Below are 22,254 nucleotides of genomic sequence, written 5' to 3' on the forward strand. Positions count from 1 at the left end.
GTCAGCTCACAGGCTTTCTCAAAACGAGTGTTCTTGAAGGCATCTGGTCTCAACGTCATCTTGCTTAACGCCATTGTCGATAAATTAAAGTTAACAAAAAAGCGAATGCATTTGAGCATTCGCTTTTGGGATGTCTCACTTGAGATGGCTAACTGATGATCAACATTCAATAAGCATAACGTTGATATTCAGGCAGCAAAGCCTAGACGCTAAGCGTCGCAAGCTAATGAGTGACTCAATACAGCTAAGCCTAGCTATGTTTGTTTGCAAACTCATTCATAAACTTGACCAAAGCAACTACGCCATCGAGTGGCATTGCATTATAGAGGCTAGCACGCATACCCCCTACGATACGATGGCCCTTTAAGGCAACGAGTCCAGCTATTTGGGCTTGCTTTAGGAACTCACTATCGAGCGCTTCGTTGACTAATTGGAAAGTCACGTTCATTTGTGAGCGGTTCGCTGCAACAACCCCATTACGGTAGAAAGCATTACCATCAATGCATTGATATAACATCTGCGCTTTTTGTTGATTAATTTTTGCAATACTCGCAATGCCGCCAATGGACTTAAGCCAAGCAAAGACTTCAGCGGCGAGATACCAAGCAAAGGTTGGCGGTGTGTTGAACATAGAGTCATGCTCAACGGCTAAACGATAGTCCATGATGGACGACTGCGGTAAACTCGGCAGTTTTAACATGTCATCGCGCACTATCACTATCGACAGACCCGATGGACCTATGTTCTTTTGTGCGCCAGCGTAAATCAAACCGTAGCGGCTGACGTCGATTTCACGTGACATAATGGTTGACGATAAATCGGCAACAATTGGCCAAGGTGAGTCTAATTCATCAAAAATTTCGATACCATCTACTGTCTCATTAGGGCAGTAGTGAACATAGCGATAATCGGCATCGATTTTATGTAAATCAGGCAAGACAACCGCATTGAGTCCATTGTGTTTTTCAACAATATTCAAGCTATCAATCTGCGCTTCACCCACGAGCTTTTGTGCTTCGGCTAATGCGGCAGATGACCATTGACCACTGACTAAATACAGAGCTCGGCCATGATTACCTAAAAAATTATTCACAACAGCGGAGAACTGTCCACGACCACCGCCGTGCATAAATAGCACATGGTAATTTGTGGGGATCTGCATCAGTTCACGTAAATCGGACTCGGCTTGTTGTGTAAGCGCGATGAACTCTTTACTTCGGTGGCTGATTTCCATCACGGAAACGCCTTGGCCATTCCAATCAAGTAATTCCTGTTGTGCTTTTTTCATTACCGCTGCGGGTAACATTGCAGGTCCAGCACAGAAATTATAAATCGCGCTCACTGACACTCTCCTTAATCCCAACCATGATGTAGGTATTGATAAATACGAAACCATTCTAAAACGAACAATGCTATCAACATCAATGCCATTAAAAAAACGAGCGTCCAATTGGACGCTCGTTAATATGACACTTAATTACTCTTCGTCTTGCTCATCATCAGCAAGCTCGTCTTCATCTTCGTCCAACTCTTCTTCGTCATCCAGCGCTTCTTCAAGAGCCTCGTCGGCTAATTCACCTTCGATAATGACAGGAACAATCGGTAAACCGTTTTCATCCAGCTCGACTTCATCTTCTTCAGTTTGGATTTCGTCGATACGTTGTAGGCCGACCACTTTCTCGTCGCCCGCAGTACGGATAATCGTTACACCTTGAGTGTTACGGCCAATGATAGACACGCCACTCGCAGGTGTACGCACTAGAGTACCTTTATCACTGATGAGCATCAGTTCGTCGTTAAGACCGACTTGAACAGCCCCAACAACAGCGCCGTTACGTTCGCTCACCTTGATTGAAACTACACCTTTAGTCGCACGGCTCTTCGCAGGATATTCAGACAGTTGCGTCCGTTTACCGTAACCGTTTTCAGTCACAGTCAGAATCGCGCCATCGCCTTTGGGTACAATAAGCGACACGACTTTCTGACCTTCTTCTAAACGAATACCACGAACGCCTGTTGCAGTACGGCCCATAGGACGTAAGGACAAGACTTCTTCACCGGTTTCAGGATCGGTTTTCACTTCGCCTGTTTCAGAATCACGAACTTTCTCACCAAAGCGAACCACTTTACCTTCGTTCGAGAACAACATGATTTCGTTATCACCGTTAGTGATATCGACACCGATCAGTTGATCACCGTCTTTGAGGTTAACGGCGATAATGCCGTTTGCACGTGGGTTGCTATAAGCAGTCAGTGCGGTTTTCTTCACTGTACCGTGTGAGGTCGCCATGATGATGTACTTGTCAGCCGCGTATTCACGTACTGGCAGAATCGCAGTAATGCGCTCGCCATCGGATAACGGCAGCAAGTTAACAATTGGACGACCGCGTGCCGTACGGCTCGCTAATGGCAATTGATACACTTTGAGCCAGTACATCTTACCAAAATCAGAGAAGCACAAAATGGTGTCATGGGTATTGGCAACTAACAGCTTCTCGACGAAATCTTCATCTTTCACTTTCGTCGCGGCTTTACCTTTACCACCACGGCGCTGGGCTTGGTAATCGGTCAAGGGTTGATACTTGGCATAACCTAAGTGCGACAGTGTTACTACAACGTCTTCTTCGTTGATCAAGTCTTCAAGACTCATATCAACTTCGTTGGCATTGATCACTGTACGGCGCGCATCACCATATTCTTCAAGGATTTGAACTAATTCTTCCTTGATCACTTCCATCAAACGCTCAGGACTGCGCAAAATAAACAGCAGACCCGCGATAAATTCGAGCAGTTCTTCGTATTCGGCGATGATCTTATCGTGCTCAAGACCGGTCAAACGGTGTAAACGTAGTTCCAGAATGGCCTGAGCTTGTTGCTCAGTCAGGAAGTATTGACCGTCACGAATACCGTATTGTGGCTCTAACCACTCTGGACGCGCGGCGTCATCGCCCGCTTTTTCCAGCATGCCTTGAACGTGGCCTAATTCCCAACCTTGCTCAACCAATTTCACTTTGGCATCCGCAGGCGTTGGAGAGGCTTTGATCAGTGCAATAATTGGGTCGATGTTAGCCAGTGCAACCGCCAGCGCTTCCAAAATATGGGCACGCTCACGGGCTTTACGCAGTTCAAATACGGTACGACGCGTGACGACTTCACGGCGATGCAGAATAAAGCATTCGAGCATTTCTTTAAGGTTAAACAGTTTAGGCTGACCATTGGTCAGGGCCACCATGTTAATCCCGAAAGAGCACTGCATTTGCGTTTGAGCATAAAGGTTATTGAGTACAACCTCGCCCACTTCACCGCGCTTAATTTCGATAACGATACGCATACCGTCTTTATCAGACTCGTCGCGTAGACCACTGATCCCTTCAAGCTTTTTATCTTTAACCAGCTCGGCAATCTTCTCGATTAAACGGGCTTTGTTCACCTGATACGGGATTTCAGTGACGATAATGCGCTCACGGCCATTATCTTCGGTTTCCACATCTGCCAGAGCACGCATGATCGCGCGGCCACGGCCAGTTTTATAGGCATCAATAATGCCTTTACGGCCATTGATAATCGCTGCAGTGGGGAAATCCGGACCTGGAATGTATTCCATCAACTGTTCAATCGACAGTGAAGGCTCTTCAATCAATGCCAAACAGCCTTTCACAACTTCCGTTAGGTTGTGTGGTGGGATGTTGGTTGCCATACCTACCGCAATACCCGATGAACCGTTAATTAACAGGTTAGGTACGCGTGTAGGTAATACAGCTGGGATCTGTTCTGTGCCGTCGTAGTTAGGGACGAAATCCACTGTCTCTTTTTCAAGATCGGCCAGTAATTGGTGCGCTAACTTATCCATACGGATTTCGGTATAACGCATTGCCGCCGCTGAGTCACCGTCGACCGAACCGAAGTTACCTTGGCCGTCTACTAAGGTGTAACGCAGTGAGAATGGCTGGGCCATACGGACGATAGTGTCATAAACAGCAGAATCACCATGGGGGTGATATTTACCGATGACGTCACCGACCACACGGGCAGATTTTTTGTAAGGCTTGTTCCAATCGTTCTTCAATTCACTCATGGCAAACAGAACGCGGCGATGAACTGGCTTTAAGCCGTCGCGCACGTCTGGTAATGCACGTCCCACGATAACGCTCATGGCGTAATCAAGGTACGAATTCTTTAGTTCGTCTTCGATATTAATTGGCGAAATAGATGATGCCAGATCAGTCATAAACTGCTCGTTCCCCTGAAAAATAGCCGACAACGTATAATCCGTATCATTGCCTAGCCCAAAAACGTGATTTGGCATTCTAACACAGTTATTTAATGTCGCCAGACCTATCATTATCGAATTGAGAGTCTGGTGGCTTAATAGATGAAAACACTGTCAATTTGGTCGTTTGTGCGATAAACAAGCGTTGAAATTCACGGCTTACGATGAGGAAAAATCGTCAAAGGGATAAAGTAAAAGGTCGATACGGAGCACAACAATTAACATAAAAGCAGATAACTGCTGAAAATTCACTCAACCACAAGGGCTTAGCTCAGTCGAGCACTTTGTTTATCAAACATAGTCGTTATAATAGCCGCACAATACAGCTTCTTCAGGTAATAGCATGCATCAGAATACCAATGTAGACCCACAGGAAATCGCAAAGTTTGAACGTATGGCCGAAACTTGGTGGGATCTCAACGGCGAATTTAAGCCGCTGCATCTATTAAACCCGCTGCGCTTAAACTATATCGACCAAACCGCAGGCGGTATTTTTGGCAAGAAAGTGCTCGATGTCGGTTGCGGCGGCGGGATTTTATCTGAAAGCATGGCCCGCATCGGCGCCGAGGTTGATGGTCTCGACATGGGTGATGAGCCCCTCGAAGTCGCCCGCCTTCACGCCCTCGAAACCGGCGTAAACATAAATTATGTAAAAAATACCGCCGAGGCCCACAGCCAAGATCATCAAGCTTACTACGATGTGGTGACCTGCATGGAAATGCTGGAGCATGTGCCCGATCCACAATCTGTGATCAAAGCTTGCTGTGGCATGGTCAAACCCGGTGGTTTTGTGTTTTTCTCCACCATCAACCGCAACATTAAATCCTATGTGTATACCATTTTAGGCGCGGAATATTTGCTGAAGATGCTGCCAGTTGGCACCCACGAGCATAAAAAATTCATTAAGCCTTCTGAGCTGATTGAGCTTGTGGACAATACAGATCTGATCTGTACCGATGCATTAGGCATCAGCTACAACCCGTTGACGGGCATTTTCAAATACACGCCTAAGGTTGATGTAAATTACATGATAGCGACGCGTAAGGTTGATTAATATGAGTCTGGCACAGATCAAAGGCGTACTGTTCGATCTCGACGGCACTTTAGCCGATACCGCGCCGGATCTGGTGCAGGCCCTTAATTTAAGCCTTCAAGACGTCGGCATCGCCGCGCAGCCGTTAGCGGCCATGCGCTACGCCGCATCCCACGGCAGTTTTGCCTTAGTCGATGCCGCGATCCCTGATGCGGCAGAAGATCTTCGATCTCAAGTACAGCAAGGACTGCTCGCCCACTATCAGCGCATTAATGGCGATCACTGTGCACTATTTACAGGCATAGCGGCATTACTCGACTGGCTCGAGTTAACTCAGCTGCCGTTTGGGGTGATCACCAACAAGCCAGCCCGGTTTACCCGTCCCTTATTGCGAAAACTGAATTTACACTTGCGTATGCCCGTTATCATCAGTGGCGATTCTACAAAACACCCAAAACCCCACACTGCACCTATGCTGTTAGGCGCACAACAACTGAACTGTGCTCCAGAGCAGATTTTGTATCTTGGAGATGCCGAGCGAGATTTGCTCGCGGCCAAGGCTGCTGGCATGTTAGGCGGCGTGGCCCTATGGGGTTATCTGGGCGTGAACGACAAGCCGTTGCAATGGCCAGCGCACGCGCATTTTGCGAACCCAACTGAGCTACATCAAGCACTAATCGAAGCATTGGCTTAACAATATCAACCAAAAACAGCGCCTACAATGCTCACGAATAAGGCATCCAATACGTAACTTCACTGACGGACATCAGTGTGTCAGCATACTATTTATGACCCACGGAAAAAGTCAGGCGCATAAAAGATCGGCACTCGTGAGCGAACGCGATCTAAAGAAAAAGATCGCCTAAAAATCCCCCATGAGTGTGACACGCTAACCTGAAATTGAGCTTCAAGGTTAGTCGTTACTAACGCAAAAGTTTATCCTCACGTTATCCACAAGATGTCCCCTGAATTCAGACTTGCAAATAGGGGCAAACCTCACTATCTTGTATCCCATATAATTTAAAACACCATATCTTGTGTATAGGTAACAATCAGACACACTAGAAGCTCGCCGCTTAATTGACTCGTTTTTAACCAGTCAGCTGTATTTAAGGGACGATTATTGATTGTTTTACAAGGATACGTACGGTGATTTTGCTCACCTAAATACATATAAGAACCAAGGCCTATCTCCAAATGAATAGCACTATGACAGTCACAAAACGCTGTGGCGATCGTGAGAATATCGATCTCGAAAAAATACACCGCGTAATTACTTGGGCAGCCAAGGGATTAAAAAACGTTTCTGTTTCGGAAGTTGAACTTCGCTCGCACCTACAGTTTTTCGATGGCATCCCAACCGAAGCTATCCATGAAACCATTATCAAGGCTGCGGCAGATTTAATTTCTCCAGAATCACCGGACTATCAGTTCCTCGCTGCCCGTTTAGCGGTGTTTCATTTGCGTAAGAAGGCCTTCGGTCAGTTTGAGCCGCCCGCATTGTATGCTCACGTGACTAAATTGGTTGAGCTGGGTAAATACGACCAACACATTTTAAGAGATTACACCCGCGAAGAGCTGGATGTGATGGATACCTATATCGACCATTGGCGCGATATGGACTTCTCTTACGCAGCGGTAAAACAGCTTGAAGGCAAATATTTAGTTCAAAACCGTGTGACCCACGAAATCTATGAGAGCGCGCAGTTCCTTTACATTTTGGTCGCGGCTTGCTTGTTTGCCCGTTATCCAAAAGAGACGCGCCTGAAATACGTTAAAGATTTCTATGACGCGGTATCAACTTTTAAACTGTCGCTGCCAACGCCAATTATGGCCGGTGTGCGCACCCCAACGCGTCAGTTTAGCTCTTGCGTACTGATCGAATGTGGTGACAGCTTAGATTCTATCAACGCGACCGCTTCGTCTATCGTGAAATACGTCAGCCAACGTGCGGGTATCGGTATTAACGCCGGTCGTATTCGTGCCTTAGGTAGCCCAATCCGTGGTGGTGAAGCCTTCCACACAGGCTGCTTACCTTTCTATAAGTATTTCCAAACCGCAGTGAAGTCGTGCTCTCAAGGCGGCGTGCGTGGCGGTGCTGCGACCCTGTTCTACCCTATTTGGCACTTAGAAGTCGAATCTCTGCTGGTATTGAAAAATAACCGCGGCGTCGAAGACAACCGTATCCGTCATTTAGACTACGGTGTGCAGTTGAACAAAGTCATGTATCAACGTCTGATCAAAGGCGAAAACATCAGTTTATTTAGCCCATCTGACGTACCTGGCTTGTACGATGCTTTCTTTGAAGATCAAAACGAATTCGAACGTTTATATCTGCAATATGAGCAAGACAGCAACATTCGTAAGAAAACGATAAAAGCAGTTGAGCTGTTTTCACTGATGATGCAAGAGCGTGCTTCAACGGGCCGTATCTACATTCAGAACGTGGATCACTGCAACACTCACAGCCCGTTCGATTCAAAAGTCGCGCCGATCAGACAGTCTAACCTGTGTCTTGAAATCGCCCTGCCGACTAAACCATTGAACAACATCGATGATCCAGAAGGTGAAATCGCGCTTTGTACGCTGTCAGCACTTAACTTAGGTTCTATCAAAGAGTTATCAGATATTGAGCCATTAGCCGACCTCGCCGTACGCGCACTGGATAATCTATTGGATTATCAAGATTATCCTATCAAGGCCGCGCAAATCGCCTCGATGAATCGCCGTACCTTAGGCATAGGCGTGATCAACTTCGCTAACTATCTAGCGAAAAACGGCATGAAGTATTCTGATGGTAGCGCGAACGCTTTAACCCACAGAACCTTCGAAGCGATTCAGTACTATTTACTGAAAGCCTCAATGAACTTGGCCAAAGAGCAAGGTGCGTGTCCGTTATTCCACGAGACCACTTACTCTCAAGGTATTTTGCCAATCGATACCTACAAACGTGACTTGGATAAAATTTGTGCCGAACCATTGCACTTAGACTGGGAATCACTGCGTAGCGATATCAAGCAATATGGCCTGCGTAACTCAACGCTGTCGGCATTAATGCCATCAGAAACCTCGTCGCAAATCTCCAATGCGACCAATGGTATTGAGCCACCACGTGGCCTTATCAGCGTGAAATCGAGCAAAGACGGTCAGCTAAAACAAGTGGTACCAGATTTCGATACACTGAAAGATAGCTATGAATTGCTGTGGAAAATGCCAAGCAACGACGGTTACTTACAGCTAGTGGGTATTATGCAGAAATTCGTTGACCAAGCGATTTCAGCTAACACTAACTACGATCCTTCACGTTTTGAAGGCCGTAAAGTCCCCATGCAAACCCTGCTGAAAGATTTACTCAATGCTTACAAGTTAGGTGTTAAAACGCTTTACTACCATAACACTCGCGATGGTGCGTCGGATTCACACGATGACATCACCAATTTAGAGAAAGAAGATGACGGTTGCGCCGGCGGCGCATGTAAAATCTAGTCTTTAACTTTAACGTTAACGGTTTTATAGGGATCCCTATTTAGTGGATCCCTATCCATTGGAAAAATAGCACCATGGCCTACTCTACCTTCTGTCAAACACCCAACGATGCCACCCGTGAACCTATGTTTTTTGGTCAATCGGTCAACGTGGCTCGTTACGATCAACAAAAATATGAAGTGTTCGAAAAACTGATAGAAAAGCAGTTATCTTTCTTTTGGCGCCCGGAAGAAGTAGACGTCAGTCGCGATAAGATTGACTACGGTGCATTGCCTGATCATGAAAAACACATCTTTATTTCGAACCTGAAATACCAAACCCTACTCGACTCGATTCAAGGCCGCTCGCCCAATGTGGCCTTTTTGCCGCTGGTGTCACTGCCTGAATTAGAAACCTGGATTGAGACTTGGTCTTTCTCTGAGACGATTCACTCGCGCTCATACACCCACATCATTCGCAATATTGTTAACGATCCTTCAGTGATCTTCGACGATATCGTCGTGAACAAAGAAATCTTAAGCCGTGCGACCGATATCGCCGCTTATTACGATCATTTGATCCAACTAACTCAGATATTCCATTTACTCGGTGCAGGAACCCATGTCATCGATGGCAAAGAAGTCATAGTAAACACCCGCACCCTGAAAAAAGCCTTGTACCTGTGCATGATGTCAGTCAACGCCCTAGAAGCCATTCGTTTCTATGTTAGCTTCGCCTGCTCATTTGCCTTTGCTGAACGTAAGCTCATGGAAGGTAACGCGAAAATTATTCGCTTAATCGCCCGTGATGAAGCCTTACACTTAAACAGCACTCAGCATATTTTAAGCATCATGCAAGGCGGTAAAGACGATCCAGAAATGGGTGAAATTGCTGCAGAATGCCAACAGGAAGCTTTCGATTTATTCTTCAAAGCCGCAGAGCAAGAAAAAGAATGGGCCAAATACCTGTTCAAAGACGGCTCTATGATAGGTTTGAATGAACAGATCCTGTGCCAATACGTTGAGTTTATTACTAATCAACGCATGAAGTCGGTGAATCTACCACAACCATACCCAGAAATAACCAATCCATTACCTTGGATGAAAAACTGGTTAGAAAGCGATGCAGTGCAAGTTGCACCACAGGAAGTTGAAGTCTCTTCATACCTTGTCGGCCAAATTGACTCCGCGGTTGATGGTGATGAGTTCCTCGACTTCGATCTATAAGACACTTAAAAGTGACGTTACAAAATGGCATTAAAACAGTGACATCAAAAAAACGGCCACAAAACCTGTTTGCGAAGGCGCCAATCGTGCGCCTTCAAGGTCAACCTGTGTTGCTCTTTACCGAGCAACAAGGCACTTTGCTGCAAGCGCTCGAAGCTAAAAAAGTTAAAATCTTCTCAGAATGTCGCAACGGTTTCTGCGGCGCCTGCAAAACACGCGTCATCAGCGGAAAAGTCAGCTACTTAAACGAACCCTTAGCCGAACTCAAACATGATGAATGTTTGCCCTGCTGCTGTGTGCCAACCGAAGATTTAGAGCTGGACTTGTCACCTGAAGGTGCAGCTGTGGTCACCTATGCGTGTCAATCTCATCAGAATAAAGCCAGTTTGGCTAAGCCAAAGCAAACACAAAATGTAGCAAGTGACACACGCACGCAGAAACAGGCAGTGTTTGAAGACTCATAACGGCAAGACTCGATTGTTCAATAAGCTGTTTTAAACAAGATGTGGCGTTAAAACCCAAAATCGCTTTAAAACAAAAATGAGCTTTTAAACAAAGAGTATCTCTTAAACAAAGAGTAGCTTTAAGACAAACTGCCCCTTTCAATACAGCCTTATTCAATCCGCGCCATTAGATACCAAACGTATTAAAACCCACTATTCTCCCTTCTCTCTATTTTCAATGCATTCACACTAAAAAACCTAAAACAAACTAAAACAAACTAAAACAAACTAAAACAAACTAAAACAAACTAAAACAAACTAAAACAAAAAAGCCTGAACACAAGTTCAGGCTTTCAGGATCTAAAATTGAATACGTTAAGGTTTAAAACGTAAGGCTTATCAACTTTTTATAAACGCATTGCCAGTTCAGCGCCTTGGCGGATTGCACGCTTAGCATCAAGCTCTGCCGCGACATCTACGCCACCAATCAGATGCACAGGCAGGCCCGTCGCTTTCATCTCATCCACTAACGTGCGATTCGATTCTTGCCCAGCACACAAAACGACGTTATCAACGGCCAGCACTTCAGCGGTTTCACCCACGCGAATATGCAGTCCGGCATCATCAAACTTATCGTAACTCACGCCCGTTTTCATCTTCACATCATGTTGCTTAAGCACAAGACGGTGGATCCAGCCTGTTGTTTTACCTAAGCCCTTGCCCATCTTCGACGTTTTACGTTGCAGTAAAAACACCTTACGATGATCAGTATTGTCGGAATGAGGTTCAGTTAGGCCGCCTGCATGCAGGTAAGTTTTATCTATGCCCCACTGTTGCAGCCATTTATCGGGGTTCAAGGTGCTCGACTGGCGCTCACACAAAAAGTGCGCCATATCGAATCCTATACCGCCAGCGCCAATCAAGGCCACCGTATTACCGACAGTCACTTCACCCGAGAGCACTTTTTGATAATCGACCACCCGTGGGTCGTCAAAACCGGGTAAGACTAAATCACGCGGCACAACGCCTGAGGCGATTACCACTTCATCAAACTTTTCCGTCGCCAGCACACTGGCATCGAGACGAGTGTTTAATCTCAGCTCCACCTTATGCAGCTTAATTTGGTTAATGAAATAACGAATAGTCTCGTTAAACTCTTCTTTCCCAGGGATTTTACGGGCGAGATTAAACTGACCACCCACCTCAGATTTCGCTTCAAACAAGACAACATGATGGCCTCGCATAGCGGCATAAACAGAAAACGCCATGCCCGCAGGGCCTGCACCCATCACCGCAATACGCTTTTTATTTACTGTGGGTAAGAAGTTGATTTCAGTCTCATAACAGGCGCGAGGATTCACTAAGCAAGTTGCGCGCTTGAGGGAAAAGGTATGGTCAAGACATGCTTGGTTACAGCCAATGCAGGTGTTGATAAGCTCCGGTGTGTTCGCAGCCGCTTTATTCACGAACTCGGGATCGGCGAGGAAAGGCCGCGCCATCGACACCATGTCAGCTTGACCAGAGGCGATAATCTGCTCACCAATCTCAGGGGTGTTAATGCGGTTAGTCGCAATTAAGGGAACGGAAACAGATTGTTTGAGCTTTTCCGTCACCCACGCAAAGGCGCCACGGGGCACGCTTGTCGCAATGGTCGGTACACGCGCTTCATGCCAGCCAATGCCCGTATTTAGAATGGACACGCCAGCTTGCTCTAACCACTGCGCAAGTTGCACCACTTCATCCCAAGTCGAACCGTTATCCACTAGATCGAGCATAGATAAACGGAAGATAATGATGAAGTCTTTTCCGACTTTTGCCCGTATCGCGTTAACAATCTCAATTGGGAATTGCGCCCGCTGTTCAAACGCACCGCCCCATTCATCGGTGCGGGTGTTGGTACGCGCACTGACAAACTGATTAATCAAATATCCTTCAGAGCCCATCACCTCAACACCATCGTAACCCGCTTTCTTGGCAAGGGCGGCCGAACTGGCGTAATCCTTAATGGTCGAGCGCACTTGACGGCTGGACATAGCAGACGGCGTAAAGGGTGTAATGGGTGACTTAATCTTACTTGGTGCTTGGGAAAAAGGATGATAGCCATAACGTCCCGCATGCAAAATTTGCATACAGATCTTACCGCCAGCCTCATGCACCGCCTGCGTTACCACGCGATGCTTACCCACTTGCCAAGGAAAACTCAGCTGGCATGCATGGGGCGTAAGGCGACCACGAAGATTGGGGGAAATACCGCCCGTCACAATCAAACCTACACCGCCCAGAGCGCGTTCTTTATAAAACGCTGCCAGTTTCTCAAATCCGCCCTTTTCTTCTTCCAAACCTGTGTGCATTGAGCCCATAAGCACACGGTTTTTGAGCTGGGTAAATCCCAGATCTAAGGGTTCTAATAAATGGGGAAACGACATTCAAACATCCTTTTAAAACAAGTGATTTAAATCAGCATACCTTGTGTCAAATCTAAGCTCAACCGTTGGATCGAGGCCATCAGTCAAAATCCTTTACAATTGTGTTTAGCCTGTAGCGCCATTTTCAGTTAGCATTGGCAGATTGGACTTATAAAGGAGTGGCAGATGTCCGCTAACCCATCGTTTTTCAAGAGAATATGTTTGTTTATTTGGCACACCCTGAACGGGACGCGTAAACTCATCCTCAATCTAATCTTTTTTGGACTCTTAGCCGCGATCATTATCTCCATTGGCAGTAGCGAAGATATCCAAGTTGAAGATAATTCGGCACTGGTGCTTAATTTAGCCGGCTCTATTGTCGATCAGAAACAACAAGTCGATCCCTTAGAAGCCGCATTCAAACAAGGCCAAAATGCCAACGCCGATGGTGAAATCCTACTCGCCGATGTGCTTTATGTCATTGACAATGCAGCGCAAGATCAACGTATTAGCGTACTAGTGCTCGACCTGGTCGATCTTAAACGTGCTGGGATCAGCAAACTACAATCTATCGGCAATGCACTCAATCGCTTTAAAGAGAGCGGTAAAAAAGTCATCGCCATCGGCAACTACTACGAGCAAAATCAATATTTCCTCGCCAGTTTTGCCGACACCATTTACCTCAATCCCCAAGGCGGTGTCTCGCTTGATGGCCTGAGTATGTACAACCAATATTTCAAATCGGCCTTAGAAAAACTCAAAGTCAAAGCGCATATTTTCCGCGTGGGGACTTTTAAATCTGCGGTTGAACCCTACATACGTGACGATATGTCAGATGCTGCGCGGGAAGCCAGTAGTGCACTGTTAGCCGATGTATGGCAAAGCTACACACAAACGGTTGCAGGCAATCGCAATATCGAACCGAATTCTCTGGTGCCCGACGCAACCACTTATTTGGCAGAACTCGATAAAGCCAATGGCGATTCAGCCACAATGGCAATCAACATGAAATGGGTTGATAACCTAGCGACCACAGAAGATTTTCGTAAAACCATGCTAGAAACAGTAGGAAAAGCCAGCAGTGGTGACAGTTTCAAGCAAGTCAGTTTTTATGATTACTTAACCTTAGTGACACCATTACCCAGCTTTGTAGAGCAAGACAGTGTTGGTATTATTGTGGCAAGTGGCACAATTTTGAACGGCACTCAACCTGCGGGCCAAATTGGCGGCGAAAGCACCGCCGAACTGCTACGTAAGGCACGTTTTGATAAACACATTAAAGCCTTAGTATTACGCGTTGATAGCCCTGGCGGTAGCGCCTTTGCCTCTGAGCAAATTCGTCAAGAATTACTTGCACTTAAAGCAGCAGGTAAACCCGTGGTTGTGAGCATGGGCAGTTTAGCCGCATCCGGTGGTTACTGGATTTCAGCCAGTGCCGACTATATCTTCGCAACGCCAACAACACTCACGGGTTCGATTGGGATCTTTGGTATGATCACTACCTTTGAAGATTCATTGGCCAGTATAGGCGTGCATACCGATGGCGTATCGACCTCAGAATGGGCAGGATTATCTGTTACCCGCACACTTTCCCCCCAGATTGAAGCGATTATCCAACGTCATATTGAACGCGGCTATTCGGACTTTATCTCCCTGGTCGCCAAAGAACGCAACATGACCATAGAACAAGTCGATAAGATTGCTCAAGGCCGTGTGTGGAGCGGTAAAAAGGCTCTGGAGCTTGGCTTAGTCGATGAACTGGGTGATGTAGATGAAGCCATAGCTAAAGCCGCTAAACTCGCGGATATGACGCTATTTGATACCCGCGTCATCGAACAAGAGCTGACACCCGAACAAAAATTCATGCAGCAGATGTTTGCCTCAGTATCGAGCTACCTGCCCGCCTCACTAAGTCAGTCATCGATGTTAGAACAAATGCTACAACAGTGGACTAGCAGTTTGAAAACACTCACCTCTTTCGATGATCCAAATAACGTCTACATCTACTGTGATACTTGCAATATGATGAACTAAATCTGCCAGCGTTTAGGTTGCAGCTCGCAACTTCAAGATGATGACAAAGACAAAGCCCGGATCTCCGGGCTTTTTTATTGGGTTTATGTCAGTAAAATCGTATAATTCGGCCACTTGAAGCTAAGAAAACGACAAGAATGACTAAACGCTCCATTTATGTTGCCTATACTGGTGGCACCATCGGTATGCAAAAGACCGATAACGGCTTTGTTCCCGTCGCGGGATTCCTGACTCAGTGCGTGCAATCTATGCCTGAGTTTTACCATGAAGAAATGCCGACATTCGTCATCCACGAATACTGCCCGCTTATCGACTCTTCCAATATGGCACCAACCGATTGGCAGATGATCGCCGACGATATACAAGCTAATTACGATAAGTACGATGGCTTTGTGATCCTTCACGGCACAGATACCATGGCGTACACGGCTTCAGCACTATCATTTATGCTGCAAGGATTGTCAAAACCTGTGATAGTGACGGGCTCGCAAATTCCCCTCGCCCAGCTACGCTCAGACGGCCAAACCAATTTATTGAACTCACTCTATATAGCGGCGAATTATCCAGTCGCTGAAGTGTGTTTATTCTTCAATAACAAACTCTTTAGGGGTAATCGCTCGACTAAGGCCCACGCCGATGGCTTCGATGCTTTCGCCTCACCCAACTTCCCGCTACTGCTTGAGGCGGGGATCAAAATCAATCTGCGCGCAGGCAAGATCACCGTTGCCAACGATACCCCATTAGAAGTCGCTCATATCAGCCCACAACCAGTCGGTGTGGTGACCTTGTATCCTGGGATATCGACACAGATTTTTGAGAACATTCTGCAACAGCCAGTTAAAGCCCTCATACTGCTGACATTTGGTGTGGGTAACGCGCCGCAGGATGCCGCCTTACTCAAAACCTTAAGGCAAGCAGATGAACGTGGCATAGTGCTGGTGAATCTAACCCAATGTTTCCAAGGTAAGGTGAATATGGGCGGCTACGCCACAGGCAATGCATTAGCCAAAGCAGGCGTGATCAGTGGCGCCGATATGACCATAGAAGCGGCCTTAGCAAAACTGCATTATTTGCTATCTAAAAATTTGCAGCCAGCTGAGATAAAAGCGGCCATGTTACAAAATCTACTCGGTGAACTGAGCATAGATTAAAGATATAGTCTTCTAATCTGTTTGTTGCCCTCAAACGCTAGCAACAAAAAAGCCCATATTTGATGGGCTTTTTTGATTTAAACTCAGACTAGATTTTCGCTCAGACTTAACAGCACTAAATGAGTGTTTATTTTAAGGCTTTGCGGACCAAGATTTGCATTGAAGTTATTTGATATCAAATCAATATTAGCATTGATATCACTAACAAAAGATAAAATGCTAATTCCCCTTGCCAACCTCAGACTTACACCTAATTCCTAATAAAGCACACCTTGCAAGCCGATCTGCGCGGCCAGTCAGAAATTATAAATCCTGTGCTTTAAAGCCAGCAATTGGCTCACCACGGAATTGCTTTTTCAGCTCGGCCTTAGACAGCTCATTTATTTTACCGTCAGATGCAATAGTGAAATGCTCTGTTTGCTCAAGCTTACGCGCTTGATACAACATCACCACCTGCAGAGTCGATTCACGCTGAGTCTCACTCAACACAGTACCATCCTCCCACTTACCCAGCTCAGCCGCACTACGAAGCCTTTCATAAACTTCAATGGGCATTTGATCGATCACTTGATTGATATCCGTCATACACTTTTCCGCTTATGTAACACGATTCTGACTCGTGTAATGAGATAACCTACAAAACCAAACACAAAGCATATTCCGGCGATATTCGCACGCATACCTTCGGCGGGTTCCCCACCCCAAAACCAAATCACCACACCAGCAATGAACAAGGTCATAGCAACGAAACTCTGATTCATTAAGCTGCTGGACTTTTGAATATGACTAATGCGCGATAAGGACTCATTGTCGCCATCGGTTTTTGCTTGGCAATGGGGGCATGAAGACGCTTTGCTCGACATACGTTTACGACACACCGGACATTCAATTAATGCCATATCAGCCTAGCCCTAACGTAACTTATCAACAACGGCGAGCATGGCAATTAGCGATGCTTCACCTAAATAAATACTGCGTTCTGGTGACCAACCCACAAAAGGATCGGCCAGATTGTTATTGTCTTTAAACGGCATCTCAAGGGTATTTGATAAACACTTGAAGGTCTGGGCAACCCAATTAGACGCTACGGTCAGATTCGCTTGACCGGGCTCATCTTTATCATACCCATACTGAGTTTGAAAATCGGCACTGGCTAAGGTCAATGCTTGACTAAAGTCCGCTTGCAGCTGCGCGAGTTTATCATTGTAAGCGGGAACGCCTTCACAACCCGCTAGAAACACATAAGGTAAGCCTTCATCACCATGCACATCATAAAACAGGTCAACACCCGTTTGCTGCATCTTGTTGACGACGTGATATACCTCAGGGCTTTTTTCTAAACTCGGTGTTTGCCACTCGCGGTTTAGATTAATCCCAATCGCGTTAGTGCGCAGATGACCTCTGACACTGCCATCGGGATTCATGTTGGGCACTATATAGAAATTGGCCTTATCAAGCAGCGCCTTTGCCGTGGGACAGTCATTATCGAGTAAACGATTCACTAGGCCTTCAACTAACCATTCAGCCATCGTTTCACCCGGATGTTGTCTGGCGGTGATCCAAATATTGCGTTTAGAAGGATCGCCATTCCCTACTTTCATCAGAGTAATATCGCGGCCATCTAAGGTCAGGCCTAAATGCTCTAAATTGACATCTGGGTGTAACTGGGCGCCGCTGAGTAAATCTAAATGACGCTCATAGCTGTAGGGTGCAAAGTAAGCGATTTGAATGGCATCGCAATCTAACTCTATGCTAATACTCAGTTTACCGTCTTGATATTGAGTCGGAATACGGAACCAATGCTGGCGATCATAACTGGCCACCGCCTGATAATCTTCCCATCCCTTGGTATAAGAAGCGGTTCCCGCATTGATAATATTCAAGGTGTAATGGTTACCCACCTCACCTTCAAATCGAAAATTGAACCATTGATAAAACTCACCACCCGCATCAGGGCGGATAGCAAGTTGAATATCGTCTTTATTATCAAGATTGACGACTTGGATATTTCCGCCATCAAAGTTGGCACTGATCCGCATAATGATTCCTAATAGGTTGTTAAAACTAAGGGCAATTTAATGGCGTGCGACAGATAGCACACGGCACATTTTATTATATGGCCGATAGAATAAACCAAAACATCCCAAGGGGAAAACGAAAGCCATTAAATTCAGTCAAGACACTTGCAATCGGCCTTTAATTAACCAGTTAACACGCCTAAAATCCACAAAAAAAAGAGCCTTTCGCTATAAATTAATGAAGATATTAGACCATAAAACTATAACCTTGGCCTCGTACTGTATTTATCAAATTACGCGGCAAGCTGATATTGGCTAGCTTGCGGCGAGTGTTACTAATATGCATGTCCAGATTACGGTCAAATCGGCCCAAATCTTTCTGTAGCACTGAGCGCTGCAACTCTTGCTTAGTGATGACTTGGCCTTTTCTTTCAAAAAGATATTTAAATAATTTAAACTCGGTTTGGGTCAAATCGACATAGCGGGTGCCAATAGTGATCCTATAACTCATTTCATCGAAGTTAATCACTTTAGCCGCCACAGTCGCCATTTGCGGCGAGTGAGAGTGACCGGCACAGAGACGCCGCTCTAAGGCTCGTAAGCGGACAAAAATCTCTTTTATGCTAAACGGCTTACTCAGAAAATCATCTGCCCCCAATTCATAACCAGTGATGCGATCATCTTCATTGTCACGTGCTGAAATCATCAATACTGGCGTTGAACATTCACGCGCTTTTAGCAACTCAAATCCATTCATCTGTGGCATCACTAAATCAAGCACTATGATGTCTGGAGCAAAACTTTCAATGCATGCCAGACCCTCGATGCCATTAACCGCACACTTAACCTCATGCCCTTGCGTACATAGGGCATCAGCTAACCAAACGCTAAACAATGGATCATCATCGACCAAGAGTATTTTACTCATCCTTAAAGCCCAAACGAGAATCTATATCATTTATATTACCATGCGAATCGAGACGACTCTAGCGCTATTACATTAGTTAAGAAGTGTGATGTTGAAAACTGTGAACAAAATACGATATTAACAACCAATCAACTGATGATTAGCGAATCTAAACTCATCTCGTAAACTCCCAATAAAAAAGCGCCCTAAGGCGCTTTTTAGAAACTAAGAGTCTGAACTTAGCTTAGAATTTAACCGTTACACCACCGTAAATCACGCGGCCGATTGTGTCATATACTTGTGGAACTGTGCCACCATCACTACCGTTAGAAACACGTGATGGTTTTTCATCAGTGAAGTTTTTCACACCTAAACTAACAGTTGTCATATCTGTGATGTGATATGTTCCAGAAATATTGTGGTATAGCACTGAGTCAACATCATAGCCTTTCGCCAAGTCTGTCATCTCACCAATATAACGGTTGAAGTACATAACACTCCAATCATCTTGACCAGCTGAGAGACTGAAGTTATTACGAACCTTAGCGTAAGCACCGAAGTTACCGTCGATAGTATCAGTGTAATCTTTATTATCCTGCTCAAAGTTCAATAAATATGTAGTGTCATTGCTGATTTTCCAATCCAAACCTAAGCCTTCAAAGTTATAGGCTAAGTTAAAATCAATACCGCTAGTATCTTGATAACCTACGTTGGTTAACGCATTCGTTAAATTACGCAAGTCACCTTCTGGGGTAATATTAAACGTTTCACAAGCTGACGTAATGCCATCTTTACAATCATCTAAGCCAGCCTGAGTATCTAAACGGGCGATCGCGTTATCCACTTTGAAGCGCCAGTAGTCTAATGTCAGAGACATACCATCAAGATAGCTTGGCGAATACACTAAACCAGCAGTATAAGACTCTGACTCTTCAGGCTTCAAATCTGGATCAGAAGTACGGTTTACCAAAATTTGTCCTGGCTGTTCATCATCTGACAACCAAGGATTTGTAAGGTAATCAAACGATCCCGAATTACCACCATATAATTCAGCAACACTTGGAGCACGGAAGCCTGTAGCCGCAACACCCCGAACCATTAAGTCATCTGTTGCAGTGTATGTTAAACCAATTTTCCAAGTGGTCGCTTTACCGAATGTTGAGTAATCGTCTAAACGCAGCGCGAATTCACCCGTTAATTTCTCGGTGAAAGGCACACTTACTTCTTGAAAAATCGAAATAACGTTGTAGTTACCATCGGTTGGATCTTGCTGTGCTGCAGTACTTTCACCTGCGACAACAATTGGATCGGGATTATAGAAACCACTCTCACGGCGGTATTCAGCACCAATCGCAAAACCAACGGCACCCGCTTTTAAATCAAACAACTCACCATTCAAGCCCGCAGATAATGTCTGTTGTTCATTACCGCCATTTGCAGCCTCTGTATAACCAACAGCATCTTTCATCGCTTGTGTAAGTGGTGCACCACTCAACCAAGCATCAGGATTAGCATAAATAGCGTTACGCATATCGCTAGCATTGATAGAGTTCTCTACTGCGGTTTCTGCTTTGTTCTTACCAAATGTATAAGTAACATCCCAGTTCATACCTGTATGAACGTCTAAAGTACCCGCTAGACCACCTGATAAACGCCAAGTATCAGTATCCTGAGTATAAATACGAGGACCTACATCATTCATACGTCTAGCATAGAAGACTTGCCCATGATCATCAGGCTTAATACCTGCAGCAATCATATCACTATCAAGTGTTAAACACTTTAATGGATCTGCATCTGGTTGACCACAGACATCAAGATATAGCTGTGCAGGTTGAGCTGCCATTTGCTGATGAGAACGACGGTTGGTATAAATAGCATCTGCAGTTAACACAACATCATTACCCAGCTCTTGAGTCATGTTAGCAAATAAACTGCGACGTTCACTTGGTGTTTGATAGTAGCTATCTTGGGTGAAATCATAAGTCTCTGTTTGTGCTACCCAATTACCATTAGCATCTTGAACCATACCATCTAGTGAACCCGTTGGTATAATTCCACTCGCACCAGGTTTAGTCCAATCACGATCAGATTGGATCACACCACGTCGGTCAGAAAAAGCGGCACCAAAGGTGTAATTACCACCATCGGTGTTAAAACCGTATAGTGCACTGACATCACCACTTTCGCCATCGCCTTTATCTGTACCACTGCCGTTAAAATCGAACTGGAAACCTTCAAAATCTTTCTTCGTGATAATGTTCACTACACCAGCAATGGCATCAGAACCGTAAACCGCTGATGCGCCGTCTTTCAGAATTTCAACACGCGCAATCATAGCGACTGGAATCGAGTTCAGATCCACTGCACTATCAGCGCCTGAACCTGAGTTAACCATGCGGCGACCATTCAATAACACAAGCGTACGTTGTGAACCCATACCACGTAAGTCAACTTGGGCAACACCGTCAGCACCGTTGTTTGTGGTTGAACCCACTGCCGCACCCGCCATCGAAGTCTGTACTTGCAGCATTTGGTCAACAGAAGTGAAACCTTCCGCTTTAATCGCAGCAGCATCGATAACGGTCACAGGAGATGCTGTTTCCATATCTTGGCGTTGAATGCGTGAACCTGTAACTTCAATACGTTCAACTTTTGCTTTTTCTTCAGCAGCAAATGCGCTTGACGTAACAAATGCACCTGTAGTGATAGATGCAACGATAGCTAAATTAATAGCTGACGCAACTTTCGTTCTTTTGATCATGTATGAATGCTCCCTAGATCTTACTATTATTTTTATGCTTACAGCTTGTACAACTATTGCTGTACTAGTGTTGCACTCGATACTGATGATTCACTTTAACTCCGTCAATGCTCAAAATATTAACCAATAAAAAATTAATGTTAATAAATTTGAGTTAATTTGTTTAATTTTATGATTTTTATTTTCAATAAGACTTAATATATATAATTACACAGAGATTAAGCCTTAATTATAATGATTTACCAGTGATTAACACTGTTAACAAATTACTTTTGCGAAACATATTCAATACCAATAAGTGTGATATACATCACACTTATTCGATACAGCGAGAGCCTTGAATTGGAATGAAGTATTGATTAACTACCACTTAAACTGCATATCTATAGGCGTGAGCAACTAGAAATAGCCATAATAATTAAGATAATCTCGCTAAATCAGTACATAACAAAAGATACAATCAGCATCAATTGTGTTATCTATGCATAAAAACAAAGCCATCAATAAAAACAAAACAATATCATTACAAGTTGTTCCG

General features: G+C 45.1%; 15 protein-coding genes. 7 read left to right on the forward strand and 8 right to left on the reverse strand.

The annotated features are described in order from the left end of the window. Nucleotides 1-250 precede the first annotated feature (250 nt). Together serC and gyrA are read right to left on the reverse strand one after the other, a co-directional pair. Entirely contained in the window at nt 251-1,342 is a 1,092-nt protein-coding gene (gene serC, locus L5M11_RS08320; RefSeq protein WP_131524063.1) for a 3-phosphoserine/phosphohydroxythreonine transaminase, read from the reverse strand. 135 nt (nt 1,343-1,477) lie between these two features. Then, the gene (gyrA, locus tag L5M11_RS08325; protein WP_263191844.1) at nt 1,478-4,228 is read right to left on the reverse strand and encodes a DNA gyrase subunit A; all 2,751 of its coding nucleotides are present in this window, start codon (nt 4,226-4,228) and stop codon (nt 1,478-1,480) included. Nucleotides 4,229-4,613: 385 nt separating this feature from the next. Here gyrA and ubiG point away from each other — a divergent pair, with 385 nt between their 5' ends. The 5 genes from ubiG to yfaE all read left to right on the forward strand — a co-directional run bounded on the left by ubiG (nt 4,614) and on the right by yfaE (nt 10,458). Next, nucleotides 4,614-5,324, forward strand: a complete 711-nt coding sequence (gene ubiG, locus L5M11_RS08330) for a bifunctional 2-polyprenyl-6-hydroxyphenol methylase/3-demethylubiquinol 3-O-methyltransferase UbiG (protein WP_263191846.1) — start codon at nt 4,614-4,616, stop codon at nt 5,322-5,324. A 1-nt stretch (nt 5,325) separates the two neighbouring features. Continuing rightward, the gene (locus tag L5M11_RS08335) at nt 5,326-5,997 is read left to right on the forward strand and encodes an HAD family hydrolase (RefSeq protein ID WP_263138850.1); all 672 of its coding nucleotides are present in this window, start codon (nt 5,326-5,328) and stop codon (nt 5,995-5,997) included. A 503-nt stretch (nt 5,998-6,500) separates the two neighbouring features. Continuing rightward, nucleotides 6,501-8,789 carry a class 1a ribonucleoside-diphosphate reductase subunit alpha gene (nrdA, locus tag L5M11_RS08340; protein ID WP_263191847.1) on the forward strand — a complete coding sequence of 763 codons (2,289 nt, stop codon included), beginning with the start codon at nt 6,501-6,503 and terminating at the stop codon, nt 8,787-8,789. A 74-nt stretch (nt 8,790-8,863) separates the two neighbouring features. Further along, nucleotides 8,864-9,994, forward strand: a complete 1,131-nt coding sequence (gene nrdB / locus L5M11_RS08345) for a class Ia ribonucleoside-diphosphate reductase subunit beta (RefSeq protein ID WP_263172069.1) — start codon at nt 8,864-8,866, stop codon at nt 9,992-9,994. Nucleotides 9,995-10,032: 38 nt separating this feature from the next. Then, nucleotides 10,033-10,458, forward strand: a complete 426-nt coding sequence (yfaE, locus tag L5M11_RS08350; protein ID WP_028759862.1) for a class I ribonucleotide reductase maintenance protein YfaE — start codon at nt 10,033-10,035, stop codon at nt 10,456-10,458. A gap of 386 nt (nt 10,459-10,844) precedes the next feature. On the opposite strand, the gene L5M11_RS08355 is transcribed toward yfaE, so the two are convergent. After that, nucleotides 10,845-12,863, reverse strand: a complete 2,019-nt coding sequence (locus tag L5M11_RS08355) for an NADPH-dependent 2,4-dienoyl-CoA reductase (RefSeq protein ID WP_263186403.1) — start codon at nt 12,861-12,863, stop codon at nt 10,845-10,847. Nucleotides 12,864-13,028: 165 nt separating this feature from the next. On the opposite strand from L5M11_RS08355, the gene sppA reads away from it, so the two are divergent. After that, nucleotides 13,029-14,876 carry a signal peptide peptidase SppA gene (gene sppA / locus L5M11_RS08360; protein WP_263186402.1) on the forward strand — a complete coding sequence of 616 codons (1,848 nt, stop codon included), beginning with the start codon at nt 13,029-13,031 and terminating at the stop codon, nt 14,874-14,876. A gap of 137 nt (nt 14,877-15,013) precedes the next feature. After that, a complete protein-coding gene (gene ansA, locus L5M11_RS08365) occupies nt 15,014-16,027 on the forward strand; it encodes an asparaginase (RefSeq protein WP_263191849.1) in 1,014 nt (337 codons plus the stop codon). Between the two features lie 303 nt (nt 16,028-16,330). On the opposite strand, the gene L5M11_RS08370 is transcribed toward ansA, so the two are convergent. From L5M11_RS08370 to L5M11_RS08390, 5 genes are all read right to left on the reverse strand, one after another. Then, a complete protein-coding gene (locus tag L5M11_RS08370; RefSeq protein ID WP_028759859.1) occupies nt 16,331-16,612 on the reverse strand; it encodes a YeaC family protein in 282 nt (93 codons plus the stop codon). Next, complete coding sequence (locus tag L5M11_RS08375) at nt 16,609-16,926, reverse strand: zinc ribbon domain-containing protein (RefSeq protein WP_105252563.1); 318 nt, start codon at nt 16,924-16,926, stop codon at nt 16,609-16,611. Before L5M11_RS08375 ends, L5M11_RS08370 begins: the two co-directional genes overlap by 4 nt. A gap of 12 nt (nt 16,927-16,938) precedes the next feature. Then, nucleotides 16,939-18,066 (reverse strand): M14-type cytosolic carboxypeptidase, encoded by a 1,128-nt coding sequence (locus tag L5M11_RS08380; protein ID WP_105252564.1) that lies wholly within the window; start codon nt 18,064-18,066, stop codon nt 16,939-16,941. A 226-nt stretch (nt 18,067-18,292) separates the two neighbouring features. Further along, on the reverse strand, nt 18,293-18,973 hold the full coding sequence (locus L5M11_RS08385) for a response regulator transcription factor (protein WP_028759856.1): 681 nt from the start codon (nt 18,971-18,973) through the stop codon (nt 18,293-18,295). A 223-nt stretch (nt 18,974-19,196) separates the two neighbouring features. Next, nucleotides 19,197-21,716: a TonB-dependent receptor plug domain-containing protein gene (locus L5M11_RS08390; RefSeq protein ID WP_131524072.1), complete on the reverse strand. Its 2,520-nt coding sequence runs from the start codon at nt 21,714-21,716 to the stop codon at nt 19,197-19,199. Nucleotides 21,717-22,254 lie beyond the last annotated feature (538 nt).

The organism is Shewanella sp. SM87 (assembly GCF_025653705.1).
Classification (GTDB): domain Bacteria; phylum Pseudomonadota; class Gammaproteobacteria; order Enterobacterales; family Shewanellaceae; genus Shewanella; species Shewanella oncorhynchi.

Coding starts and splice junctions, on each gene's coding strand:
- gyrA (WP_263191844.1), bottom strand. CDS start 4,228: ATGACTGATCTGGCATCATCTATTTCGCCAATTAATATCGAAGACGAA.
- ubiG (WP_263191846.1), top strand. CDS start 4,614: ATGCATCAGAATACCAATGTAGACCCACAGGAAATCGCAAAGTTTGAA.
- L5M11_RS08335 (WP_263138850.1), top strand. CDS start 5,326: ATGAGTCTGGCACAGATCAAAGGCGTACTGTTCGATCTCGACGGCACT.
- nrdA (WP_263191847.1), top strand. CDS start 6,501: ATGAATAGCACTATGACAGTCACAAAACGCTGTGGCGATCGTGAGAAT.
- nrdB (WP_263172069.1), top strand. CDS start 8,864: ATGGCCTACTCTACCTTCTGTCAAACACCCAACGATGCCACCCGTGAA.
- L5M11_RS08355 (WP_263186403.1), bottom strand. CDS start 12,863: ATGTCGTTTCCCCATTTATTAGAACCCTTAGATCTGGGATTTACCCAG.
- sppA (WP_263186402.1), top strand. CDS start 13,029: ATGTCCGCTAACCCATCGTTTTTCAAGAGAATATGTTTGTTTATTTGG.
- ansA (WP_263191849.1), top strand. CDS start 15,014: ATGACTAAACGCTCCATTTATGTTGCCTATACTGGTGGCACCATCGGT.
- L5M11_RS08370 (WP_028759859.1), bottom strand. CDS start 16,612: ATGACGGATATCAATCAAGTGATCGATCAAATGCCCATTGAAGTTTAT.
- L5M11_RS08375 (WP_105252563.1), bottom strand. CDS start 16,926: ATGGCATTAATTGAATGTCCGGTGTGTCGTAAACGTATGTCGAGCAAA.
- L5M11_RS08380 (WP_105252564.1), bottom strand. CDS start 18,066: ATGCGGATCAGTGCCAACTTTGATGGCGGAAATATCCAAGTCGTCAAT.
- L5M11_RS08385 (WP_028759856.1), bottom strand. CDS start 18,973: ATGAGTAAAATACTCTTGGTCGATGATGATCCATTGTTTAGCGTTTGG.
- L5M11_RS08390 (WP_131524072.1), bottom strand. CDS start 21,716: ATGATCAAAAGAACGAAAGTTGCGTCAGCTATTAATTTAGCTATCGTT.